This window comes from Isoptericola variabilis, assembly GCF_050311655.1.
GTDB classification, from domain to species: domain Bacteria; phylum Actinomycetota; class Actinomycetes; order Actinomycetales; family Cellulomonadaceae; genus Isoptericola; species Isoptericola variabilis.
In genome coordinates this window covers 1-20,123 of sequence record NZ_JBNOZM010000007.1, presented here as the reverse complement: position 1 = coordinate 20,123, position 20,123 = coordinate 1, and the positions used below count along the sequence as shown (strand labels likewise).

At 74.1% G+C, this 20,123-nt stretch carries 18 protein-coding genes; 7 read left to right on the top strand and 11 right to left on the bottom strand.

The features are described 5' to 3' along the window. Positions 1-10 precede the first annotated feature (10 nt). A complete protein-coding gene (locus ACQP60_RS15550; protein WP_429734415.1) occupies positions 11-2,347 on the top strand; it encodes a beta-galactosidase in 2,337 nt (778 codons plus the stop codon). On the opposite strand, the gene ACQP60_RS15545 is transcribed toward ACQP60_RS15550, so the two are convergent. Beyond that, on the bottom strand, positions 2,328-3,359 hold the full coding sequence (locus ACQP60_RS15545) for an acetylxylan esterase (protein WP_429734413.1): 1,032 nt from the start codon (positions 3,357-3,359) through the stop codon (positions 2,328-2,330). The genes ACQP60_RS15550 and ACQP60_RS15545 overlap by 20 nt on opposite strands. Before the next feature lie 81 nt (positions 3,360-3,440). On the opposite strand from ACQP60_RS15545, the gene ACQP60_RS15540 reads away from it, so the two are divergent. Beyond that, entirely contained in the window at positions 3,441-4,238 is a 798-nt protein-coding gene (locus ACQP60_RS15540; protein ID WP_429734411.1) for a DeoR/GlpR family DNA-binding transcription regulator, read from the top strand. Positions 4,239-4,291: 53 nt separating this feature from the next. Further along, complete coding sequence (locus tag ACQP60_RS15535) at positions 4,292-4,684, top strand: VOC family protein (protein ID WP_429734409.1); 393 nt, start codon at positions 4,292-4,294, stop codon at positions 4,682-4,684. Positions 4,685-4,687: 3 nt separating this feature from the next. Here ACQP60_RS15535 and ACQP60_RS15530 read toward each other — a convergent pair whose 3' ends face one another. The 10 genes from ACQP60_RS15530 to ACQP60_RS15485 form a co-directional block, all read right to left on the bottom strand. Beyond that, positions 4,688-5,542, bottom strand: a complete 855-nt coding sequence (locus ACQP60_RS15530; protein ID WP_429734407.1) for a LacI family DNA-binding transcriptional regulator — start codon at positions 5,540-5,542, stop codon at positions 4,688-4,690. Between the two features lie 80 nt (positions 5,543-5,622). Continuing rightward, a complete protein-coding gene (locus ACQP60_RS15525; protein WP_429734405.1) occupies positions 5,623-7,917 on the bottom strand; it encodes an FAD-dependent oxidoreductase in 2,295 nt (764 codons plus the stop codon). 73 nt (positions 7,918-7,990) lie between these two features. Further along, positions 7,991-9,430, bottom strand: a complete 1,440-nt coding sequence (locus ACQP60_RS15520) for a BNR-4 repeat-containing protein (RefSeq protein WP_429734403.1) — start codon at positions 9,428-9,430, stop codon at positions 7,991-7,993. Continuing rightward, entirely contained in the window at positions 9,430-10,749 is a 1,320-nt protein-coding gene (locus tag ACQP60_RS15515; RefSeq protein WP_429734401.1) for an extracellular solute-binding protein, read from the bottom strand. Before ACQP60_RS15515 ends, ACQP60_RS15520 begins: the two co-directional genes overlap by 1 nt. 68 nt (positions 10,750-10,817) lie before the next feature. Further along, positions 10,818-11,750, bottom strand: a complete 933-nt coding sequence (locus ACQP60_RS15510) for a carbohydrate ABC transporter permease (protein WP_429734399.1) — start codon at positions 11,748-11,750, stop codon at positions 10,818-10,820. Continuing rightward, on the bottom strand, positions 11,747-12,694 hold the full coding sequence (locus tag ACQP60_RS15505; protein ID WP_429734397.1) for a carbohydrate ABC transporter permease: 948 nt from the start codon (positions 12,692-12,694) through the stop codon (positions 11,747-11,749). The genes ACQP60_RS15510 and ACQP60_RS15505 overlap by 4 nt, the downstream gene beginning before the upstream one ends. Positions 12,695-12,906: 212 nt before the next feature. Continuing rightward, positions 12,907-13,905, bottom strand: coding sequence for a hydroxyacid dehydrogenase (locus tag ACQP60_RS15500; protein ID WP_429734395.1), 999 nt, complete (start codon positions 13,903-13,905; stop codon positions 12,907-12,909). Positions 13,906-13,938: 33 nt separating this feature from the next. Next, a complete protein-coding gene (locus ACQP60_RS15495; protein WP_429734393.1) occupies positions 13,939-16,149 on the bottom strand; it encodes an alpha-galactosidase in 2,211 nt (736 codons plus the stop codon). 37 nt (positions 16,150-16,186) lie between these two features. Then, entirely contained in the window at positions 16,187-16,441 is a 255-nt protein-coding gene (locus ACQP60_RS15490) for a hypothetical protein (RefSeq protein WP_429734391.1), read from the bottom strand. A 32-nt stretch (positions 16,442-16,473) separates the two neighbouring features. Continuing rightward, the gene (locus tag ACQP60_RS15485; RefSeq protein ID WP_429734389.1) at positions 16,474-16,914 is read right to left on the bottom strand and encodes a RidA family protein; all 441 of its coding nucleotides are present in this window, start codon (positions 16,912-16,914) and stop codon (positions 16,474-16,476) included. Between the two features lie 68 nt (positions 16,915-16,982). On the opposite strand from ACQP60_RS15485, the gene ACQP60_RS15480 reads away from it, so the two are divergent. The 4 genes from ACQP60_RS15480 to ACQP60_RS15465 all read left to right on the top strand — a co-directional run. Further along, on the top strand, positions 16,983-17,249 hold the full coding sequence (locus tag ACQP60_RS15480; RefSeq protein WP_429734387.1) for a DUF805 domain-containing protein: 267 nt from the start codon (positions 16,983-16,985) through the stop codon (positions 17,247-17,249). Positions 17,250-17,515: 266 nt separating this feature from the next. Then, on the top strand, positions 17,516-18,670 hold the full coding sequence (pdhA, locus tag ACQP60_RS15475) for a pyruvate dehydrogenase (acetyl-transferring) E1 component subunit alpha (protein ID WP_429734944.1): 1,155 nt from the start codon (positions 17,516-17,518) through the stop codon (positions 18,668-18,670). Beyond that, positions 18,667-19,680 carry an alpha-ketoacid dehydrogenase subunit beta gene (locus ACQP60_RS15470; protein WP_429734385.1) on the top strand — a complete coding sequence of 338 codons (1,014 nt, stop codon included), beginning with the start codon at positions 18,667-18,669 and terminating at the stop codon, positions 19,678-19,680. Before pdhA ends, ACQP60_RS15470 begins: the two co-directional genes overlap by 4 nt. A gap of 20 nt (positions 19,681-19,700) precedes the next feature. Beyond that, positions 19,701-20,123 (top strand): biotin/lipoyl-containing protein (locus ACQP60_RS15465; protein WP_429734383.1); only part of this gene is annotated, 423 nt, incomplete at its 3' end.

Below are 20,123 nucleotides of genomic sequence, written 5' to 3'. Positions count from 1 at the left end.
AGAGCGAGACATGACCTCCTCCGACGCTCCCGTGCGCCCCGATCCCGTGAGGAACGCCCCGACGGGCATCGCGCTCGACGCGCGCTCCGCCCTGCTGCCGCTCGAGGGCCGCCCGATCCGCGGCGGCGGCACCGACCCGCAGGGCCGGCGGCTCGACGTCAACCCGTGGTTCCTCACGCTCGACGGCGAGCCGTTCCCTGTCGTCTCGGGCGAGCTGTTGCCGCAGCGCTACCCCGAGGCGGAGTGGGAGGACGCGGTGCGGGCGCTGCGCGACGCCGGCTGCACGGCCGTGAGCTCGTACGTGTTCTGGGGCTTGGTCGAGCCCGAGCCGGGGCGGTTCGACTTCACCGGGCCGAACGACGTCCGGCGGTTCGCGCAGATCTGTGCGGACCTCGGCATGCTGTTCTTCCCGCGCATCGGGCCGTTCACCAACTCCGAGTACCTGGTGGGCGGCCTGCCGCCGTGGCTGTTCGGGATGGGCGTCGTGGAGCGGTCGAACGACCCGGGATACCTCGCGCTCGTGCGGCGCTACTTCGAGGCCCTGTCCCGCGAGCTCGAGGGGATGTACTTCGACGACGGCGGGCACATCCTCGTGGTGCAGCTGGAGAACGAGCTGTCGCACGCCCCGAACGACTGGGGCACCCTGTTCGGCTACACCGCCTCGGAGCACCGCGGGCCCACGGGCGAGGAGTTCACGGAGCACATGTCGGCGCTGCGCCGCATCGCCGTGGAGTCGGGCATCACCCCGCCCTACTTCTCCATGACCGGGTGGCGGACGGCGGGCGAGGTGCCCGAAGGCGAGTTCCTGCCCACTTACGGCGCGTACCTGGACCTGCACCCGCGCTCCGGCCCGAACGCCCGGCTGACCACCTTCGTGCCGGGCGACTACCCGTACCGGGGCCGGTACCCCGTCGCCTTCTGCGAGCTCGGCACCGGGTCGCCGCACCGTGCCGCGTACCGCTCGCGCACCCCTGCCGACATGACGGTGACGACGGCCGCGACCGCGATCGGCGGCACGGAGTCGATCTTCCTCGGGTACTACCTCTTCCACGGGGGCACCAACCCGGTGCGCGGCGACGGCTTCGGCTGGACGCCGAAGGAGACGACGTTCACGCAGCGTTCCTACGACTTCTGGGCGCCCGTCAGCGAGTTCGGCGAGCGGCGCGAGTCGTTCTACGCCCTCGCGCCCCTCAACCACCTGGTGCGCGAGTTCGGGACCGACCTCGCGGGGCTGCCCGTGGTCGCCGCGGACGACCCCGTGACCGACCCCGACGAGGACCGCCTGCGCGCCGTCCTGCGCGGCGGCGACGGCCGCGGGTTCGTCTTCCTCGCCAACTACGGCAACAACACCCCGATGTCGGCGCGCGAGGACGTGCGGCTCACGGTGCGGCGGTCCGACGGCGAGATCGAGGTGCCACGCCGCACGCGGCTCGCCGTCCGGTCGGGGGCGAACGTCGCGCTGCCGGTCGGGCTCGACCTCGGCGCCGGCGTCACCCTGCTCTCCGCCACCGCGCAGCCGGTGGTCCGCCTCGGCACGCCCGACGCGCCGGTGGTGGTGTTCGCGGCCGTCGGCGCCGAGGCCGAGTACGTGCTCGCGGCAGGCGCCGAGGTGGTGGCGCCGACGGGCGACGCGGTGCGGGCCGAGCCCGACGGCACGAGCGTGGTCGTCCGGGCGGGGGCCGACGAGCCCCTCCTGGTGCGGGGACCCGGCGGCACGGTGCGCGTCGTGACGCTCACGTGGGCCGAGGCGGAGCACAGCCAGGTCAGGGGCTCCGGCGCCGCGAAGCGGCTCGTCACCTCGGCGGACGACTTCACGCTCGACGGCGACGGTCCGGACGGCGGCACCGTCACCGTGTGGCGGCTGCGGCCGCTCGGCGAGACCGAGGCCGCGGCGGCGGAGGTGCGGGTGGTGTCGGCCGACGGCGACGCCCGCCTGCGCGTCCCGCTGCCCGCGCCGTCGCTGCGCGCCGAGGCGGTGGTGACGGACGAGATCTCGCCCAGCCGCGTCGTGCTGCGGGCGACAGGGCCGGGGGAGTGGGCGGACCTGTGGGTCGACGTCGACTACACGGGCGACCTGTGCCGGGTCTTCGACGCCGGCACCGGGCTGCTCGTGGCCGACGACTTCCACAGCGGCGCGTGGCGCGTGCGGGCGGGCCGGTTCGCCGGCGCGCTCACCGGCGCCGGGCTGCAGCTGCGGGTGGAGCCGAAGGGCCGCAAGGAGTCCGTGGACGACCCCGACGGCATCCTCCTGGACAGCGTGCTGCGCACGGACGGCGTCGCCCGCGTGGGCGACCTAGAGTTCGCCCAGCGGGTGACCGGCGCGGCGGTCATCCGTCGACGCGGCTGACCGACCGCGCGACGTGCTCGCGCGTGGCCGCGAACGCCGCCGCCATCTCGCGCGCCTGGCCGGGGTACTCCGCGTGCCCGGCGGCGTGCATCGCCAGCTCCAGCTCGGCCCCGGCCCCGGCCAGCTCGGCAACCCGGACCCCGGCGGCGACGCCGAACTGGCCGGGCGGCGGCACGTGGGTGTCCCACAGGGCGCACTCGACGCGCGTGGGCACGCGCAGGTACGTGGCCGCCACGGACGCGTCGGTGAGGGCGAGGACGTCGCGGGCCTCGGGGTGCGCGGCCACGTGCGCGCGCTGCGCCTCGCCGCTGCCGGTGCAGGGCACGGCCAGGCGCTCGTCGTACTGGCCGAAGCTCGGCACCTCGAGCGTGGCGCCCACGAACCGGTCGTCCCACGGCACGGCCAGGGCGCCGACGCCGCCGCCGAAGCTGGTGCCCACGTAGTACAGCGGCAGGCCCGCGGGCACCCCCGCCACCCCGGCGAGCGCCTCCTGCAGCGCGGTCGCGGCGTGCCACAGGTCGACCGCGCAGCGGCCCAGCACGTACGTCTCCACGCGCTCGATCCCGGCGAGCACGTGCGCGCTGCTCACGTCCGGGGCGCCCAGCCCGGCGTTGAGCGCCCCCAGCCCGCGCGCCACGGGGAAGATCACCGCCGCGTCGCGCGGCACCCGCTCGAACGACGGCGCCTCACGGCCGCCGTACCCGTGGCCATGCACGATCCCGACGCGGACGGGCGCGTCCACGGGCAGGGCGAGCCACGCGCGCAGCCGCAGCCCGCCGTCGGCGGTGAACGTCACGACCGACACGTCGTGCGCGCCCTGCCGCCCCAGCGGCTCCGCCACGACGTCGGCCGGCACGGCGCGCGCGGCGGCGTGCCACGACCGCCACAGGTCGGCGAACCCCTCGGGCTCGGCGGCGGGCGGCACGGCGAGCAGGCCGTCCCGGTCGTACCCGTACGTGCCGTCGATGGGGCTGTCGGGGAACCAGGCGTCGTAGGGGGCGGGCAGGGTCACGGGATCTCCAGGCTCGTCAGGTCCGGGCATCCGGGCGGCAGGCTGCGTGACAGACTGTGCCGCGGATCGAAAGGGGAGCGGGTGCTCGTCGCAGAACGCAGGTCGCGGATCGTGGCCGAGGTGCGCCGTCGGGGCGCCGCGAGCGTCACCGAGCTGGCGCAGGAGCTGGGCGTCAGCGCGATGACGGTGCGCCGGGACATCGAGGCGCTCGCGGACGCGGGCGAGCTCGACCGGGTGCGCGGCGGCGCGACGACGCGCGGGGACGCCGGCGCGGTGCAGGAGCACGGGTTCGCGTCGCGGGTGCAGCAGCAGGTCGGGGCCAAGCGAGCCATCGCCGGCCGGGCCGCGCAGCTCGTGGAGCCGGGCATGGCTGTGGGCCTCTCGGGCGGCACGACGGCGTGGGTCCTCGCGCAGGAGCTGCGCGCCGTCCCCGACCTCACCGTGGTGACCAACTCGCTGCCGGTGGCGGAGGTGTTCCGCCGTCCCGACCGCGCCGACGAGCCGTACACGCAGTCCGTGGTGCTCACGGGCGGGGTCCGCACGCCGTCCGACGCGCTCGTGGGCCCGGTGGCGGTGCGGTCGCTGGAGCACCTGCACCTCGACGTCGCGTTCCTCGGCGTGCACGGCGTGGACCTGCACGCGGGGCTCACGACGCCCAACCTGCTCGAGGCGGAGACGGACCGCGCGCTGCTGGCCTCCGGGCAGGACGCCGTCGTGCTGGCCGACCACACCAAGTGGGGCGTCGTCGGCCTCACGACGATCGTCGACCTGCACGAGGTGGAGCACCTGGTCACGGACGACGGCCTGGACGACGACGCGCGCGAGCTGCTCGAGGCGCACGTCGGCGAGCTGTGGGTCGTGCCGGTCGACGCGGGCTGAGCCACCGACCGAGCCACTGCCCCGTGTCGGCGGGCGCCGCTACCGTCGGCGCCATGCCCACTGGAGCGGCGCCGTCGGCCGGCGCGTCCCCGCTGACCAACCGCGTCGGTCAGGTCTTCGTCCCCGTCCGTGACATGCCCGCGGCGATCGCCTGGTACAGCCGGCTGCTCGGCCTGCCGCCGGGCGAGCCGACACACGAGGGCACGATCCACGACCTGCCCGCCGTCGGCGAGGTCGGCCTGGCGCTCGACGCGAACCGGCCCGACTTCACCGCCGACGGCCCGCCCCGGTTCTTCTGGTGGGTCGAGGACCTCGAAGCGGTGCGGGCACATCTCGACGCCCTCGACGTCGAGGTCGTGGGCGACGTCCAGGACATCGGCACCGTCTCGATCCTGCAGTTCCGCGACCCGGACGGGAACCTGCTCATGGCCTGCGCGCGGCACTGACGCTCAGCGGGCGGTGCTCGCGCGCGGCACGACGCGCGCGTCGACGACCACGTGCTGGACGGGCAGGTTGGCGCCCGGCGGCGTGGCGATCTGCCGCTCCAGCTCGCTCAGCGCGCGCTCGACGAGGGCCTCCTTGTCGGGGGAGACGGACGTGAGCGACGGCGTCGCGAACTGCGCGCCGCGCACGTCGTCGATCCCCACGACGGCGACGTCCTCCGGGACGCGCCGCCCGGCCTCGTGCAGGGCGGGCAGCGCCCCGAACGCGACGGAGTCGTTGGAGCAGACGATGCCGTCGAGCTCGACGCCGCGCTCCAGCAGGTCGCGGACGGCGCGCCGCCCCTCGGCGGGGGTGAACGACTCGACCTGGGCGACGAGGTCCGGGTCGTCCGCGAGCCCGAGCGCGGCCACGGCCTCCCGGTAGCCGGCGTACCGGCGGTCGGCGGCGTCCGACGGGCGGGCGTCCCGCGGGCCGACGAAGGCGACCCGCCGGCACCCGACCGACGCCAGGTGCTCCGTGGCGGCGTACGACGCGGCCCGGTTGTCGATCGTCACGTGCGTGAACGGGCTGACGAGGATGTGCTCGCCGAGCAGCACGAGCGGCCCGGGGGAGGTGCGCCGCGTCAGGTCGGCCACCGACAGGGCGCGCGGGATGTGGATGAGCCCGTCGGTCGGGGGCAGCCCGATGCCGTTGGCGACGTCCACCTCGCGCTCGTGGTCGCCCGCGGTCTGCTGGATGAGGATCGACAGCCCGCGCTCGTCGGCGCGCCGCACCAGCAGCGCGGTGAGCTCGGCGAAGTACGGCTCCTCGAGGTCCGGCACGGCGAGCGCCACGATGCCGGTGCGCTCCTTCCTGTGCACGGCGGTCAGCGTAGCCCGGTCCGCCGTCCGGGACACCGTCGCGGCGCCGCGCGCGGGCCGGGTGAGAGCGTGCGGCACGGTCACTCCTGCACGCGCAGCGCGACCACGCGGGCCTGCGCCGAGCCGTTCGTGGCGGCGACGACGAGCCGCGCGGCCCGCAGCGGGCCGAGGTCGGACGGCAGCGGGTGGGTGCGCAGCCGCCACCGGTTGTCGGTCTCGTCGGCGACGGTCACCCAGCCGTCCCCGGTCTCGGCGCGGCCCACCGGCAGCACCTCGACCCGGTAGTCCTTCACCAGGGTCGGCATGATCTCGTCGGGCGTGCGGTGGTGGTGCAGGGTGTTGAGCTCGACGTCGAGGTCGTCGTCGAACACCACGCGCACCTCGCGCCCGGTGACGGGCTCGTCCCAGTCGAGACGGAGCCACTCGTCGCGGCCGGGCACCATCGGCGACGACGCCCACAGGTGCGGGCCGCCGTGGTTGCGGTGGTACCCGCTCGTGGCGCGCTCGGGCGCCAGGGCCCGGGTGTCCGGCCCGGCGCGGAACACGACGGACCGGCCGCGCAGCGGCTTGGTGGGCCACTGCACCAGCAGCTCCTCGGAGCTGATCTGCACGTTCTGGTCGTCGTTGTCGACGCGGTGCACCAGCGTGAGCACCCCGGCCGGGAGCGGGGAGGTGAGGCGGACGGCGACGTCGGGGTTGGCGCGCAGCACGACGACGGCGTTCTGCGGGACCTCGGGGGCGAAGGGCACGTGGGCGGTGACCCAGCGCTCGTCGCCGGCGGGCACGACCACGTCCGTCTTGGTCTCCAGGTGCGCCGGCACCACGTTCTGCGGCTTGCCGGTGGAGAACACCTCGACCGACAGCGTGGTGTCGCGGCGCGCGGAGACGAGCAGCTCGACGGTGTCGAGGCGCGGGTCGACGGGGAGCACGATGCCGAGGTCGACGTCCAGGTCGTGGACGTCGTACGCGTCGTAGGGGTCGCCGTCGGCCGGCTCCGTGACGGGCGCGGCGATCCGCGTCGTCGTGCTGGAGGCGGTGACGGCGGCGCGGCGGGCGAGGTCGTGCGGGTCCGTGTTCGCGATGCCGACGGCGGGCGCGTCCCAGCGCAGCAGCGTCTGTCGCAGCTCGTCGAGGTGGTCGGTGTAGATGCCGCGCGGGGTGGTGCCGTGCTCCACGCACAGGGCCGCGGCGGTGCCGGCGGCCTGGCCCATCGCGCCGCAGGTCGCCATGACGCGCGCGGCGCCGAAGGCGATGTGCGTGGCGGAGACGTCGCGCCCGGCGAAGAGCAGGTTCTCCACGTTCACCGAGTACAGCGAGCGGTAGGGGATCTCGAAGACGCCGTCGGAGAAGCGCTGCAGCGCGCCCGCGCCCTCGGCGTACATGCCCTGGGCGGGGTGCAGGTCGATGGACCAGCCGCCGAACGCGACGCCGTCGTCGAAGACGGTCTGGTCGATCACGTCGCCCTGGTGCAGCGTGTAGTCGCCGACGAGGCGGCGGTACTCGCGCTTTCCGGGCACGTTGCCGATCCACTCCAGCGTGAGGTTGTCGGCGTCGAACTTCCCGGAGTTCTTGATGTAGTCCCAGATGCCGAGGATGACGCCCCGCAGCTCGTCGCGGATGCGCTCGTTGTCGTCGACGATGTCGAGCTCGCCGCCCCACTCGATCCACCAGTAGTGGGCGCCGGAGTCGCCGCTGCGGATGACGCGGTTCATCGGGATGGGCGTGCGGGTGATGTCGATGGCGGACTCCGGCGCCACGTACTTCACGGGGTGGCCGAGGTCCTTGGTGTAGAAGAGCAGCGTGGAGCCGAGGAACTCGCGCACCGGCTCCGGCGGCGCCCACTCCTCCCCGAACTCGGCCTGCGACTCCTTGCCGAGTCTGTAGCGCGCGCCGGCCAGGTGGCCGACCAGCCCGTCGCCCGTGCAGTCGAGGAACACCGGCGCGACGAACGTCGTGAGGATCTCCGAGCCCATCGTCCAACCCGTGACGGACTCGATCCGGCGCGCGTCGTCGGGGCCGGTCGCGGCCACCTCGCGCACGTCCGTGTTGAGGAACAGCCGCAGGTTCTCCTCGCGGCGCACGGTGTCCAGCACGACGTCGTCCCAGTACACCGGGTTGCCCTCGGGGTTGCGGTACTGGTTCTCCACGTACATCTCGCCGACGATCCCGGTCTCCCGGGCCCAGCGCTGGTTGCCGTGCGCGGTGGCGCCGCACACCCACACCCGCACCTCGGAGGAGGAGTTGCCGCCGAGCACGGGCCGGTTGTTCACCAGCACCACCTGGCGGCCCAGCCGCGCGGCGGCGACCGCCGCGCTGACGCCGGCGAGCCCCCCTCCGACGACGACGACGTCCGCCTCGACGGTCTGCGTGCGCATGATCTCTCAGTCCTCGATCCGGTGGTTCTGGTGCATCTGGTGGAACAGGGGTGGGTGTGCGGCGCGGGGCCGGTCAGCCGCGCAGGCCGGCGACGACGTCCTCGAGCGGGCTGCCGGCGATCGGTCCGCCGGTGCGCGGCACGCGGGCGTGGAACAGCGTGCCCGTGGCCGGTCCGGACTCGGCGGCGCTCACGTACAGCACGTCCGTGCCGGACGCCGGGCCGGTGCCGATCGTGCGCGCGGCGAGGCGCTGCTGCCCCGGCTGCACGTCGCCGAGCCCGGCGAACCGCCAGTCGCCGCCGTCGAGCGCGCGCTCCGCGCGGACCACCTGCGTGCGGACCCGGCCGTCGACCGTGCCCTGCACGACGGCGTACGCGCGGGTGACCCCGGCCGCCGACGTGGCGTCCAGCGCGGCGACGGTGTCGACGCCGGTGCCCAGCGACTCGGCGTCGATCACGGTCTCGCGCTGCCACGACGTCCCGTCGAAGCGCGCGAACCGCACGTCGAAGCGGTCGGCCGTGCCGTCGTCCTTCGCCCCCGCGTACCGGTAGACGACGCCGGCCAGGGTGTCGCCGTGCACGGCCAGCTTGGCCGTCTGCACGGTCGGGGCGTCGGTCGCGAGCGACTCGCCGTCCGCGAACGGCTGGTAGACGACCGCCCCGCCCGCGGACGGGGAGATCGGCGTGGTCAGGGCGTTGCCGGCCGCGTCGTGCCACGAGTCGTCAGCCGGGTCGTAGACCGCGTAGGAGCCGAGGTGCCGGTACGGCCCGGCGGCCCAGCGGTGCCACTCCCACAGCACGTGGAGCCGCCCGTCCGTGCCGACCTCGAGGTCGTCCGGGTAGACCGACGCCCCCACGCCCGATGCGAAGACCGCGACGCGCGACCAGGCGCCCGTGGCCGTGTCGAAGCGGTACAGGCGCCCGTCGCGCACGGTGGCCTCGTCGCGGCCGCCGCGCACCATGACGTACGCGTCGCCGTCGGCGCCGCGCGCCGTGACCGGGTAGGTCATGGGCACGCCCTGGTCGGGCAGGTCGGCGCTCGCGTCGACCAGCGACGTGACGTCGCCGGGCGTCGTCGAGCGGTAGTACTGCCACGGCACGTGGTGCATGGACACGAACGCGTGGATCGTGCCCTCGCCGTCCACGACGATCGACGGCTGGTCGTGCCCGCTGTCGTCGAGGAACGTCGCGCACGAGCCGTCGTCGGCGCGCAGGCAGCCGACGGTCCAGGCGCCGTCGACGCCCTTCGCCGCGACGTGCACCTCGTGGCGCGACGCCTCCGCGGCGGGGGAGTCGAACGCCATGTAGGTCACGCCGTCCACGACGTCGAGCGGCGTCCACCAGCCGGCGTTGTTCGAGCGGTCCACAGGGTAGGGGAGCTGCTCGATGGTCTCGGCGTGCTTCGCCTGCCCGGTCGGCCCGGACGGCGCCGCCGTGGCGGCGAGGGAGGTCCCGGCGACCAGGGCGACCGCCGCCGTCGCGAGGGCGACCCCGCGGGCGCTCCGGCGCGCCATCAGCCGACCAGCTTCTGCGCGGCCTCGCCGGCCTTCTGCATGGCGGTCTTGGCGTCCGTCTTGCCGACCAGCACGGCCTGCACCTGCTCGGCGACGACCGTCTCGATCTGCGAGTACGCGGTGAACTTCCAGAAGGGGTTGCTGGTCGACGTCGCGGTGATGCGCTCGTTGAACAGCGAGCCGAAGGTGTCGGCGGCGACGACGTCGGACTGCTGCGCCTCGGTGGTGACGGGCGGCAGGCCGCGCACCTCGTAGTCGGCCAGCACGGTGTCGAGGTCCGACGTCGCGAACTGGGCGAAGTCGGCGGCGGTCGCGGCACCCTCGCCGTCGACGACGGCGATCGCGCCGCCCCAGACCAGCGCGCGGGGCGTCTCGCCGGCCTTGAGGACGGGGCGGGACAGCGGCACGAGCTTGCTGCCGAGGTCCTTGTCCGGCGACTCCTCCTGGACGGCGTTGCGGCCCACCGGGGCGTCGTCGTAGATCGCGGCACGACCCTGCGCGAACAGGGAGCGGGCGTCGAAGCGGTCGACGTCGGCGGCGATGAGCTTCTGGTCGTACAGCGACTTGTACCAGGTCACGGCCTCGACGGACGCGTCGTCGCCGATGGTCACGGTGTCGCCGTCGACGAGCGGGCTGCCGAACGTCTCCATCCAGATGAGGATGTCCTTGAGCTGCGCGGCCTTGGTGGACGCGGCGTAGGGGATCATCCCGCCGCCGAGGCCCTTGAGGTCCTTGAGCGCCTTCTCGAACTCGTCGATCGTGGCGGGGAAGGCGTCGGGGTCGATGCCCGCCTCCTGCAGGATCTCGGAGTTCCCGACGAGGCCGATCGCGCCGATGGTCCACGGCAGGCCGTACTGCACGCCGTCGAACTGGGCGGCCGCCAGCGCCGCGTCGGTGTACCCGCGGCCCTCGGTCAGGGCCGAGAGGTCCTGCAGCTTGCCCATGGCGGCGAGCGAGCCGAGCCACGCGACGTCGACGTGCGCGGCGCCCGTGAACTGGCCGCCCTTCACCTGCAGCGTGAGCTGGTTGATGTACTCGTTGTAGGGGAACGAGACGTCCTTGATCGCGACGTCGTTCGCGTCCTGGTAGGCCTTGACGATCGCCTCGAGGGCGGGCGCGGCGGCCTCCTCCGTGAACGACCACGACGAGAACGCGAAGTCGGTCTTGGCGCCGCCGGCGGCCGCGGCCGAGGCGGCGGCCCCGGTCGACGACGGCGCGGACGGCGCGCAGGCGGCGAGGGCGGCGGTGCCGGCGCCGATGCCGAGCAGCTGGAGCACGCGACGTCGCGACACCGCGCTCTGGGGAAGGGTGAGAGACATGGGGATCCTCCGCATCGAGGGTCGTTCGGGGTGGGGAAGGGGTGGAGACGTGGAGCGGGGTGGGCCGGTCAGCCCTTGACGGCGCCGGCGGTGAGCCCGCCGACCAGGTACTTCTGCAGGGCGATGAAGGCGATCGCGACGGGGAGCGAGACGACGAGGGACGCCGCCATGAGCTCCGGCCACGCCGTCGAGGCCTCGCCGATGAACGTGTTGACCAGGCCGGGCGGCAGGGTCTGCTTCTCCGGGCCGGCGAGGGTGAGGGCGAAGACGAAGTCGTTCCAGCCGCGGACGAAGGCGAACAGCCCGGCGGCGATGAGGCCTGGCGCCGCGAGCGGCAGCACGATGGAGTGGATGATCCGCAGGCGGGACGCGCCGTCGACGCGCGCCGCCTCGACGAGCTCGTCCGGGATGGTGTCGAAGAAGCCCTTGAGCATCCACACGCACAGCGGCAGCGTGAACGTGGTGAAGCTCAGCACCAGCGCGGTGTAGGTGTTCAGCAGGTTGTAGGCGCTGAACACGCTGTACAGCGTCACCAGCAGCAGGGCCTGGGGGAACATCTGCGACGCCAGCACCAGGTACATCAGCGAGCGGCGGCCGCGGTAGCGGAACTTGGAGAACGAGTACCCCATGTACGCCGAGACCAGCACCGACAGCACCGCGGTGATCACCGAGACGATGACGCTGTTGCGGAGGTAGCCGAACAGCTGGTCGTTCGAGGCGAGCGCGGCGAACGCGTCCAGCGTGGGCGCCGACGGGAAGAACTTCGGCGGGTAGGCGAACACCTGGTCGCGCGGCGTCAGGGACGTGGCGAGCAGCCAGTAGACCGGCAGCAGGCCGAAGCCGCCGCACACGACCACCGTGGCCCAGGCGGCGAACCGCACGCCGGGTCGCTCGGACCGCAGCGCGCCGCGACGCAGGCGCTGGGGCTGGCGGGGCGCCTCCGCCGGGGACCAGGCCGAGGGCGGGGTGGGCGCGGCGGGGAGCTGCGTCGTCGCGCTCATCGCTCCTCTCCCTTCTCCGAGAAGCGGACGTACACGACGACGAGCGCCATGAGCAGCACCATCCACAGCAGGCCGAGCGCGCCGGCCTTGCCGAGGTCGTAGCCCTGGAAGGCGGTCTCGTACACGGCGGTGGCGAACGTCTGGGTGGCACCCGCGGGGCCGCCGCCGGTGAGCACGTAGATGATGTCGAAGTGCTGGAAGTTCCAGATGAACTCCAGCAGCAGCACGAGGCCGACGATGCCCTTGAGGTGCGGCAGCGTGATGGCGAAGAAGCGACGGACCGTGCCCGCGCCGTCCATCTCGGCGGCCTCGTGCAGCTCGACCGGCACGGTCTGGAGGCCGGCCAGGAGCATGACCATCATCCAGGGGAACGACTGCCACGTCTTCGCCAGGACGACGGCGCCCATCGCGGTGCCCGGCTGGGCGAGCCAGGCCTGCGGGTCGTCGATCAGGCCGACCGACTGCAGCAGCGCGTTCATCACGCCGTAGTTGGCGTTGAAGATCCACATCCACAGGAACGACACGACGACGCCGGGCACGAGCCAGGGGATGAGCATGAGGCCCCGCAGCACCTTGGCGCCACGGATCTTCGTGTTCAGCGCCAGCGCGAGGGCGAACCCGATGACGAACGGCAGCAGGGTGGTGCCGAGCGTGAAGACGAGCGTCTGGCGCAGCAGGCGCAGGAAGTCGCCCTGCAGCACGTCCACGAGGTTCTGCAGCCCGACGAACGTGCGCCCGGGGAGCACGAGGCTCTGCTCGAAGAACGCCGTGACCAGAGCCGCGATCAGCGGGTAGAGCACGACGCCGGCCAGCAGAGCGACGCCCGGCAGGAGCAGCAGGACGGCGAACTGTCCGTCGCTGAGCCGACGCGGTGTCGTCTGTGACTTTCTGTGTTCAAGAGTGTGAGTTTGTGAACTCGTCATGTCCACGTCCCTGTGGGTCATCCTCGGCAACGAGGGCGATGAGCTGGTGTCCGCGACACACTCTGGCCGATCTTCACCGATCTGGTCAAACGCCTGCGGTCTCGGTGCGATAACAACTCAGCGACGTAGTGAACAACTACGAACACAACATCACACCTTCATGAACACGAGAGAGGCCGCCGAGCCGACGTCGTCGGGCTCGCCGGCCTCTCGGGCGCGCGCCGGGGTGGTGCTCAGGCGGTGAAGGGCAGCTGCTCGGGCCGCACCTCGTGCCGCGGCGGCTCGCCGGCGGCCCACCGGTCGACCTCGTCCGCGGCGGCGTGGCCCAGCCGCGCCTCCTCGGTGCCCAACGAGCCGGCGACGTGCGGGGTGAGGAAGGCGTTGCCCAGGGTGAGCAGCGGGTGCCCGTCCGGCAGCGGCTCGGGGTCGGTCACGTCCAGGACGGCGAACAGGTCGGGCCGGTCCGCGAGCGTGCGGGCGAGCGCGTCGTGGTCGACCAGCCCGCCGCGCGCGGTGTTGAGCAGGGTGGCCGACGGCGCGAGCAGGCCGAGCTCGGCGGCGCCGAGCATGCCGCGCGTGCCGTCGGTGAGCGGAGCGTGCACGGAGACGACGTCGCACGACGTGAGCAGGTCGGGCAGGCCGACGAGCTCGACGCCCGCCCGGCGCGCGTCGTCGGCGTCGTAGTACGGGTCGTGCACCAGCAGGCGCACGTCGAGCGGTCGCAGTGCCTCGGCGACGAGGCGCGCGATGAGCCCGAACCCGACCAGGCCGACGACGGCGCCGTCGAGCCCGCGGACCCCGTCGCGCCCGGGCATCGCGTGCTCCCGCGCGGCCGTGAGGCCCAGCCGCAGCACGTTCTTCACGGCCAGGTGCACCATCGACACGGTGAAGTCCGCGACCGCCCGCGCGTTGGCGTGCGCCGCCGACGTGACGCGCACCCCGCGCGCCCACACCTCGGGGGTCACCATGCCCCACACCGAGCCGGCGGCGTGCGCCACCAGCTCCAGGCGCGGCAGGCGGTCGAGCAGCGCGGCGTCCAGCGCCGGGGTGCCCCAGCCGGTGACGAGCACGCGCGCCGCGGCGAGCGCGTCGTCGTCGGCGGACGCGAGGCCGACGACCGGGCCGTGCGCCGACAGCCGGTCGCGCACCGCGGCGTCGAGGACGGAGCTCGCCCACTCCTCGCCGACGGCGGTGAGGATCGGGGTGGGCGGGGCAGGGGTCGGCGTCGGCATGGCGCCGACCTTAGCCGGGCCGCGCCCGGCGTCTCAGTCCACGGCCTCCACCCGCAGCACGAGCGACGTCTCGGGCGCGGACTCGGGCGTCTGCACGCCGGCGACGGCGAGCGCGCGCCCGGTGAGCACGACGCCGCGGGGCGCGTCGTCGGACGGCCGCCCGAACCATGCCGGGACGTTCCAGGCGCCGAACGCCTCCCGGCTCAGCGGCAGGGGCGTGACGCGATACCGGCGCTCCGGGTCCAGGCCGCGCAGGGTCAGGCGGCCGGGCGGCGCGGTGGCGGGCCGGGTCAGGGTCGTGACCTGGAACAGGGCGGCCGAGCGGTCCGGCGCGACGACGCCCCACGACTGCCGGCCGTCGTCCGCGGGGAGGTCCAGGCGCACGAGCGTGCCGGTGTGCAGCAGGCCGCGCTCGGCCTTGTAGAGCGCGATCCAGCCGGCCAGGTCGGCGAGCTGCTCGGGCGTCGAGCGGGTGAGGTCCCACTCGATCCCGAAGTGCCCGAACAGGGCCGTCGCCGCACGGAACGCGAGCGAGTGCGCGCGGCCCGTCTGGTGGCTGACGTCCGCGGCCACGTGCGAGCCCAGGTACTCCAGCGGCAGCAGCTGCGCCGTCCAGGGCTGCATCTGCTGGCGCTCCAGCGGGTCGGTGCAGTCCGACACCCACACGCGCTGGGTGTGCTCGACGACGCCGAGGTCCACCCGGCCGCCGCCCGACGAGCACGACTCGATCTCCAGCCCGGGGTGACGTCGCCGCAGCTCGGCCATGATCCCGTAAGCGGTGAGGGTCTGGGCGTGCACGACGGGGCGCCCGTCCAGGCCGGAGCCCGGGTCGACGAGGTCGCGGTTGTGGTCCCACTTCACGTAGTCGACGCCGTAGCGGCCGATGACGTCGCTCATCCGCTCGAGCACGAAGGCCGCGGCGTCCGGGTTCGACAGGTCGAGCACGTGCTGGTGCCGCGACGGCACGGGCACGCGGCCGCCGGCACCCATGACCCACTCGGGGTGGGCGCGCGCCAGGTCCGAGTCGAGGTTGACCATCTCGGGCTCGAACCACAGCCCGAACTGCATGCCGAGGCCGTGCACGTGGTCCGCGATCGGGTCCAGGCCGTCGGGCCAGACCTTCTCGTCGACGTACCAGTCGCCCAGGCCGCGCGTGTCGTCCCGGCGGCCGCGGAACCAGCCGTCGTCGAGCACGTACCGCTCGACGCCGAGCTCCGCCGCGGCGTCGGCCAGCGCGGTGAGCCGCGTCAGGTCGTGGTCGAAGTAGACGGCCTCCCACACGTTGAGGGTCACGGGGCGCGGGCCGTGCGGGTGCGCGGTGCGCCGGCGGAGCATCCGGTGCAGGCGTGCGGCCTGCGCGTCGAGCCCGTGGCCGTGCACGCCGTACACCCACGGCGTCTCGTACTCCTCGCCCGGCGCGAGCGTCACCTCGCCGGGCAGCAGCAGCTCGCTGCCGCCCAGCACGTGCTCGCCCGTGGGGAGGCGCTCGGCCCAGTGCCGGTGGTTGCCCGACCAGCCCACGTGCAGGCCCCACACCTCGCCGTGGCCGAAGCCGAAGCCCGGGACGCCCGCGGTCAGCACGGTCGCGGCGTCGAAGCCCGTGCGGCCGCGGCGCCCCTCGCGCAGGTGCGTGCCCACCGTGAGGTCGTGCCGCTGCGGCACCCGCTCCTTGCCCCACCGGCCCGTGAGGTCGAGGACCTCGCGCGCTCGCGGCGGCACCGGCAGGACGACGGCGAGCTCGTGCAGGCGGTACGGGGCGCCGTCGTTGCGGAGCGTGGCCCGCGCCTTCAGGACGCCGTCGACGGTGAGCTCGACGTCGAGGACGAGCGTGAGCCCCGCGGCCGGGTCCGTCGCCTCGACGCGCAGCGCCCCGGCGCCGGCCTCCGTGAGCCCGGCGGGCAGGGTGCCGCCGCACAGCGTCGCGACCCTGGCCGTGAACCGGGGCGACCAGCCGTCGCCGTCGCGCTCGCCCACGATGCCCGGGCGGCCGAGCCAGCCCGTGCGGGGCTCCGGCACCAGCGCGAGCCGTGTCGGCTCGTCCGGGCCGCTGTTCACGAGCGGGGCGGCCGCGGCCTCGACGACGGCGGCCGCGTCGTCGGCGGTCAGCGGGCCGAGGTCGTCGCCCCAGTGGACGACGGCGGGCAGCTCGCCGTCGCGGGCGTCGACGAGCACGCTGACGCCGTCCGCGCGCAGGTGGACGAGGGCGTCGACGGCGGGCAGGGCGGGGTCGGCTGTGACGGTCACGGCCAGAGCCTGCCACCCTCCGGCCTGATGACCGACCTCACGAGGCCGGAACGACCCGCAGGCGCCACCCGATGACGGCCGCCGCGACGGCGACGGCGAGCCAGAGCAGCCCGTGCACCAGGGCGTCGTGGGCCTTCGCCAGGATCTCCAGGGAGTACAGGGCGTCGTCGGGGTCGTCGAACATGGTCGAGACGTACCACCGGTTCCCCCAGCGGAAGCCGTCCGCCACCGCAAGGAGCGCGGCCACCACGGCGACCGCCTGGAAGAGCCCGCGGCCCCGACGCCTGCGCACGTCGCCCACCCTAGGGCGACCGGCCGTGGCGGTCAGCCCTCGGGGACGGTGGCGACGGCCTCGACCTCGACGAGCGCGCCGGGGCGGGCGGGCGCGACGGCGAGGACGGTGACGGCGGTCCGCGCCCGCCAGACCTTGCCGGACGCGGCGTAGGCGGCGTTCGGGTCGACGGACGGGTCCAGGTAGATCGTCAGCTTCGCGACGTGCTCCACGTCGGTGCCGGCCTCCTCGAGGACGGCGATCACGTTGCGCAGCGCCTGCTCGGTCTGCGGGCCGAGGCCGCCGTCGACGATCGCTCCGTCGGGGCCGGTGCCGTTCTGGCCGCCCACGTAGAGCGTGCGCCCGGCGGGCAGGATCATGCCCCACGCGAACGCGGGGTTCTGGTGCAGCGAGGGCGGGTTGACGGGAGTCGGCGTCGACTGCGCGGCCATGGGGTGTCCCTTCGTCCAGGTGAGCACCGAGGAGGTGTGCACCGATCCTCCCGCCCGCCACCGACACGCCTCCGGTTGCGGCGGCGCCGGGCGGCGGAAGACTCCCCGCCATGGAGAACGTGGACTACGACCAGCTCGTCGACGACTACGGGTGGGCCTTCGGCACCGCCGCGATCGTCGTCTACCTCGCGATCGCGGTGATCTTCCTGATCGCGTACATCCGGATCATCCAGAAGGCCGGCTACTCGGGCTGGTGGATCCTCGTCGGCATCGTGCCGATCCTCAACGTGGTGATGTTCCTCGTGTTCGCGTTCTCGCGGTGGCCCGTGCTGCGCGAGCGGGACGCCCTGCGGGCCGGGCAGGGCTACCCGCGCTGACCGCCGGGGCGTCGCCGGCGGGCAACCGGTGGAGCATGACCCTTGGAGGAAACCTCCAAAACGATCGGGGGGACATTGGCACCCCCGTCGGGGGGTCTGCCCCCTGGACGGCAACCTACGCTGGCGTAGGCTACGAAGGCGTAGGTTCCGGTGGGCACCGCTCGGTGCGCCGGGACCTCCCCCGTGCCGGAGCAGCCCAGCCCCGTCCAGGGGCCGTCAGCGAAGGAGACCGCGTGCCGCAGCCCACCACCGGCGAGCCCGACCAGATGCCCGTCGACGTGCCCGACGTCGCGCCCGCTGCCGTCGACCCCCTGGTCCAGCTCGTCTCGCCCACCGGCGAGCGTGTCGTCGAACCCGACAACGCGACCTACCGCTCGCGTGTCGACCACCTCACCTCCGAGGACCTGCGCGCCCTGTACCGCGACATGGTGCTGACGCGACGGTTCGACGACGAGGCCACGGCCCTGCAGCGGCAGGGCGAGCTCGCGCTGTACGCGCAGGGCCGTGGCCAGGAGGCCGCCCAGGTCGGATCGGCCTACGCCCTGTCGCCGCAGGACTACGTGTTCCCCTCCTACCGTGAGCACGGCGTGCTCCAGGCGCGCGGCGTCGACCCGATCGACCGCCTCCGCCTGTACCGCGGCGAGGACCACGGCGGCTGGGACCCGGCCGAGCACAACGTGCACCTGTACACGCTCGTCATCGGTTCCCACGTGCTGCACGCGACGGGCTACGCCATGGGCGTGCAGCGCGACGGCGCGGTCGGCACCGGCGACGCCGCGCGCGACGCCGCCGTCGTCACCTACTTCGGCGACGGCGCCACCAGCCAGGGCGACGTCAGCGAGGCGCTCGTCTTCGCGGCGGTGAACAACGCGCCCGTCGTGTTCTTCCTGCAGAACAACCAGTGGGCGATCTCCGAGCCGACCTCGCGCCAGTCGCGCGCGCCGCTCTACCAGCGCGGCGAGGGGTTCGGCATCCCCAGCGTCCGGGTGGACGGCAACGACGTCCTCGCCTGCTACGCCGTGACGGCGGAGGCGCTGGAGCGCGCCCGCACCGGCGGCGGCCCCACCTTCGTCGAGGCGTACACGTACCGGATGGGCGCGCACACCACCTCCGACGACCCGAGCCGCTACCGGGCCCGCGCCGAGGAGGACCACTGGGCCCGCCGCGACCCGATCGACCGCCTCGCCGCGCTGCTGCGCGCCGAGGCCGGCTGGGACGACGGTTGGGCGGCCGGCGTCGAGCGCGAGGCCGACGCCCTCGGCGAGCGCCTGCGCACCGAGGTGCGCGAGCTGGGCGCGCCGCCCACCAGCGCGATGTTCGAGCACGTCTACGCCACCGAGCACGCCCAGGTGCAGGCCGAGCGGGCGTGGTTCGAGCAGTACGAGAACGAGACGACCGAGACGACGGGGGCGGCCCGATGACCACGACGACCCCGCAGACCCTGACGTTCGCGAAGGCCATCACCGAGGGCCTGCGCTCGGCGCTCGAGTCGGACGGCAAGGTGCTCGTCATGGGCGAGGACGTCGGCCGCAACGGCGGCGTCTTCCGCGTCACCGACGGGCTGCAGAAGGACTTCGGCGAGGACCGCGTGGTCGACACGCCGCTCGCGGAGTCCGGCATCGTCGGCACCGCGATCGGCATGGCGCTGCGCGGCTACCGGCCGGTGTGCGAGATCCAGTTCGACGGGTTCGTCTTCCCGGCGTACGACCAGATCACGACGCAGCTCGCGAAGATGCACTACCGGTCGCGCGGCCGGCTCCAGGTGCCCGTCGTCATCCGCATCCCCTACGGCGGCGGCATCGGCGCGGTGGAGCACCACTCGGAGAGCCCGGAGGCGCTGTTCGCGCACACGCCCGGCCTGCGAGTCGTCTCGCCGTCCACCCCGCAGGACGCCTACGACATGATCCGCGCGGCCGTCGCGTCGCCGGACCCGGTGCTGTTCTTCGAGCCGAAGGGCCGCTACTGGTCCAAGGGCGAGGTCACGACCAGCCCCTACCCGACGGTGGCCGCGGCCGGCGGCGCCGACGTGCTCAACCGGGCGCGCGTCGCCCGGCAGGGCAGCGACGTCACGCTCGTGGCCTACGGCCCGACGGTCGCCACCGCGCTCAAGGCCGCCGACACGCTGGCCGCCGAGGGCACCAGCGCCGAGGTGATCGACCTCCGTGCGATCTCGCCGCTCGACGTGACCGCCGTCGCGGAGTCGGTGAAGCGGACCGGGCGCTGCGTCGTCGTGCACGAGGCGCCGACGTTCCTGGGCTCGGGCGCCGAGGTCGCGGCGCGCGTCAGCGAGGAGTGCTTCTACTCGCTCGAGGCCCCCGTCCTGCGGGTGGGCGGCTTCCACGCGCCGTACCCCGTCGCGAAGCTGGAGCACGAGTACCTGCCGAGCGTCGACCGCGTCGTGGACGCCGTCGACCGCGTGCTGGCCCACTGAGAGCGGAGCCGAGGAGAACGATGAGCACCCAGCGTTTCCCCCTGCCCGACGTGGGCGAGGGCCTCACCGAGGCCGAGATCGTCGAGTGGCGCGTCGCCGTCGGCGACACCGTCGCCGTCAACCAGGTGATCGTGGAGATCGAGAGCGCCAAGTCGCTGGTCGAGCTGCCGTCGCCGTGGGCCGGCACCGTCACGGCGCTGCTCGCCGAGGAGGGCACCACCGTCGACGTCGGCACCGCGATCATCGAGATCAGCACCGGCGCCGAGGCGGCCCCCGCCGCGCCCGGCGACGCCGCCGCCGAGACCGCCGGCGAGGGCTCCGGCTCGGTGCTGGTCGGGTACGGCACGGGCGACGGTGCGGGCGGTGGCCGTCGCCGTCGCCGTCGCGGCGCGGCGTCGGAGGCCCCGAGCCCCGCCCCCGCCCCCGCCCCCGCCCCCGCGCCC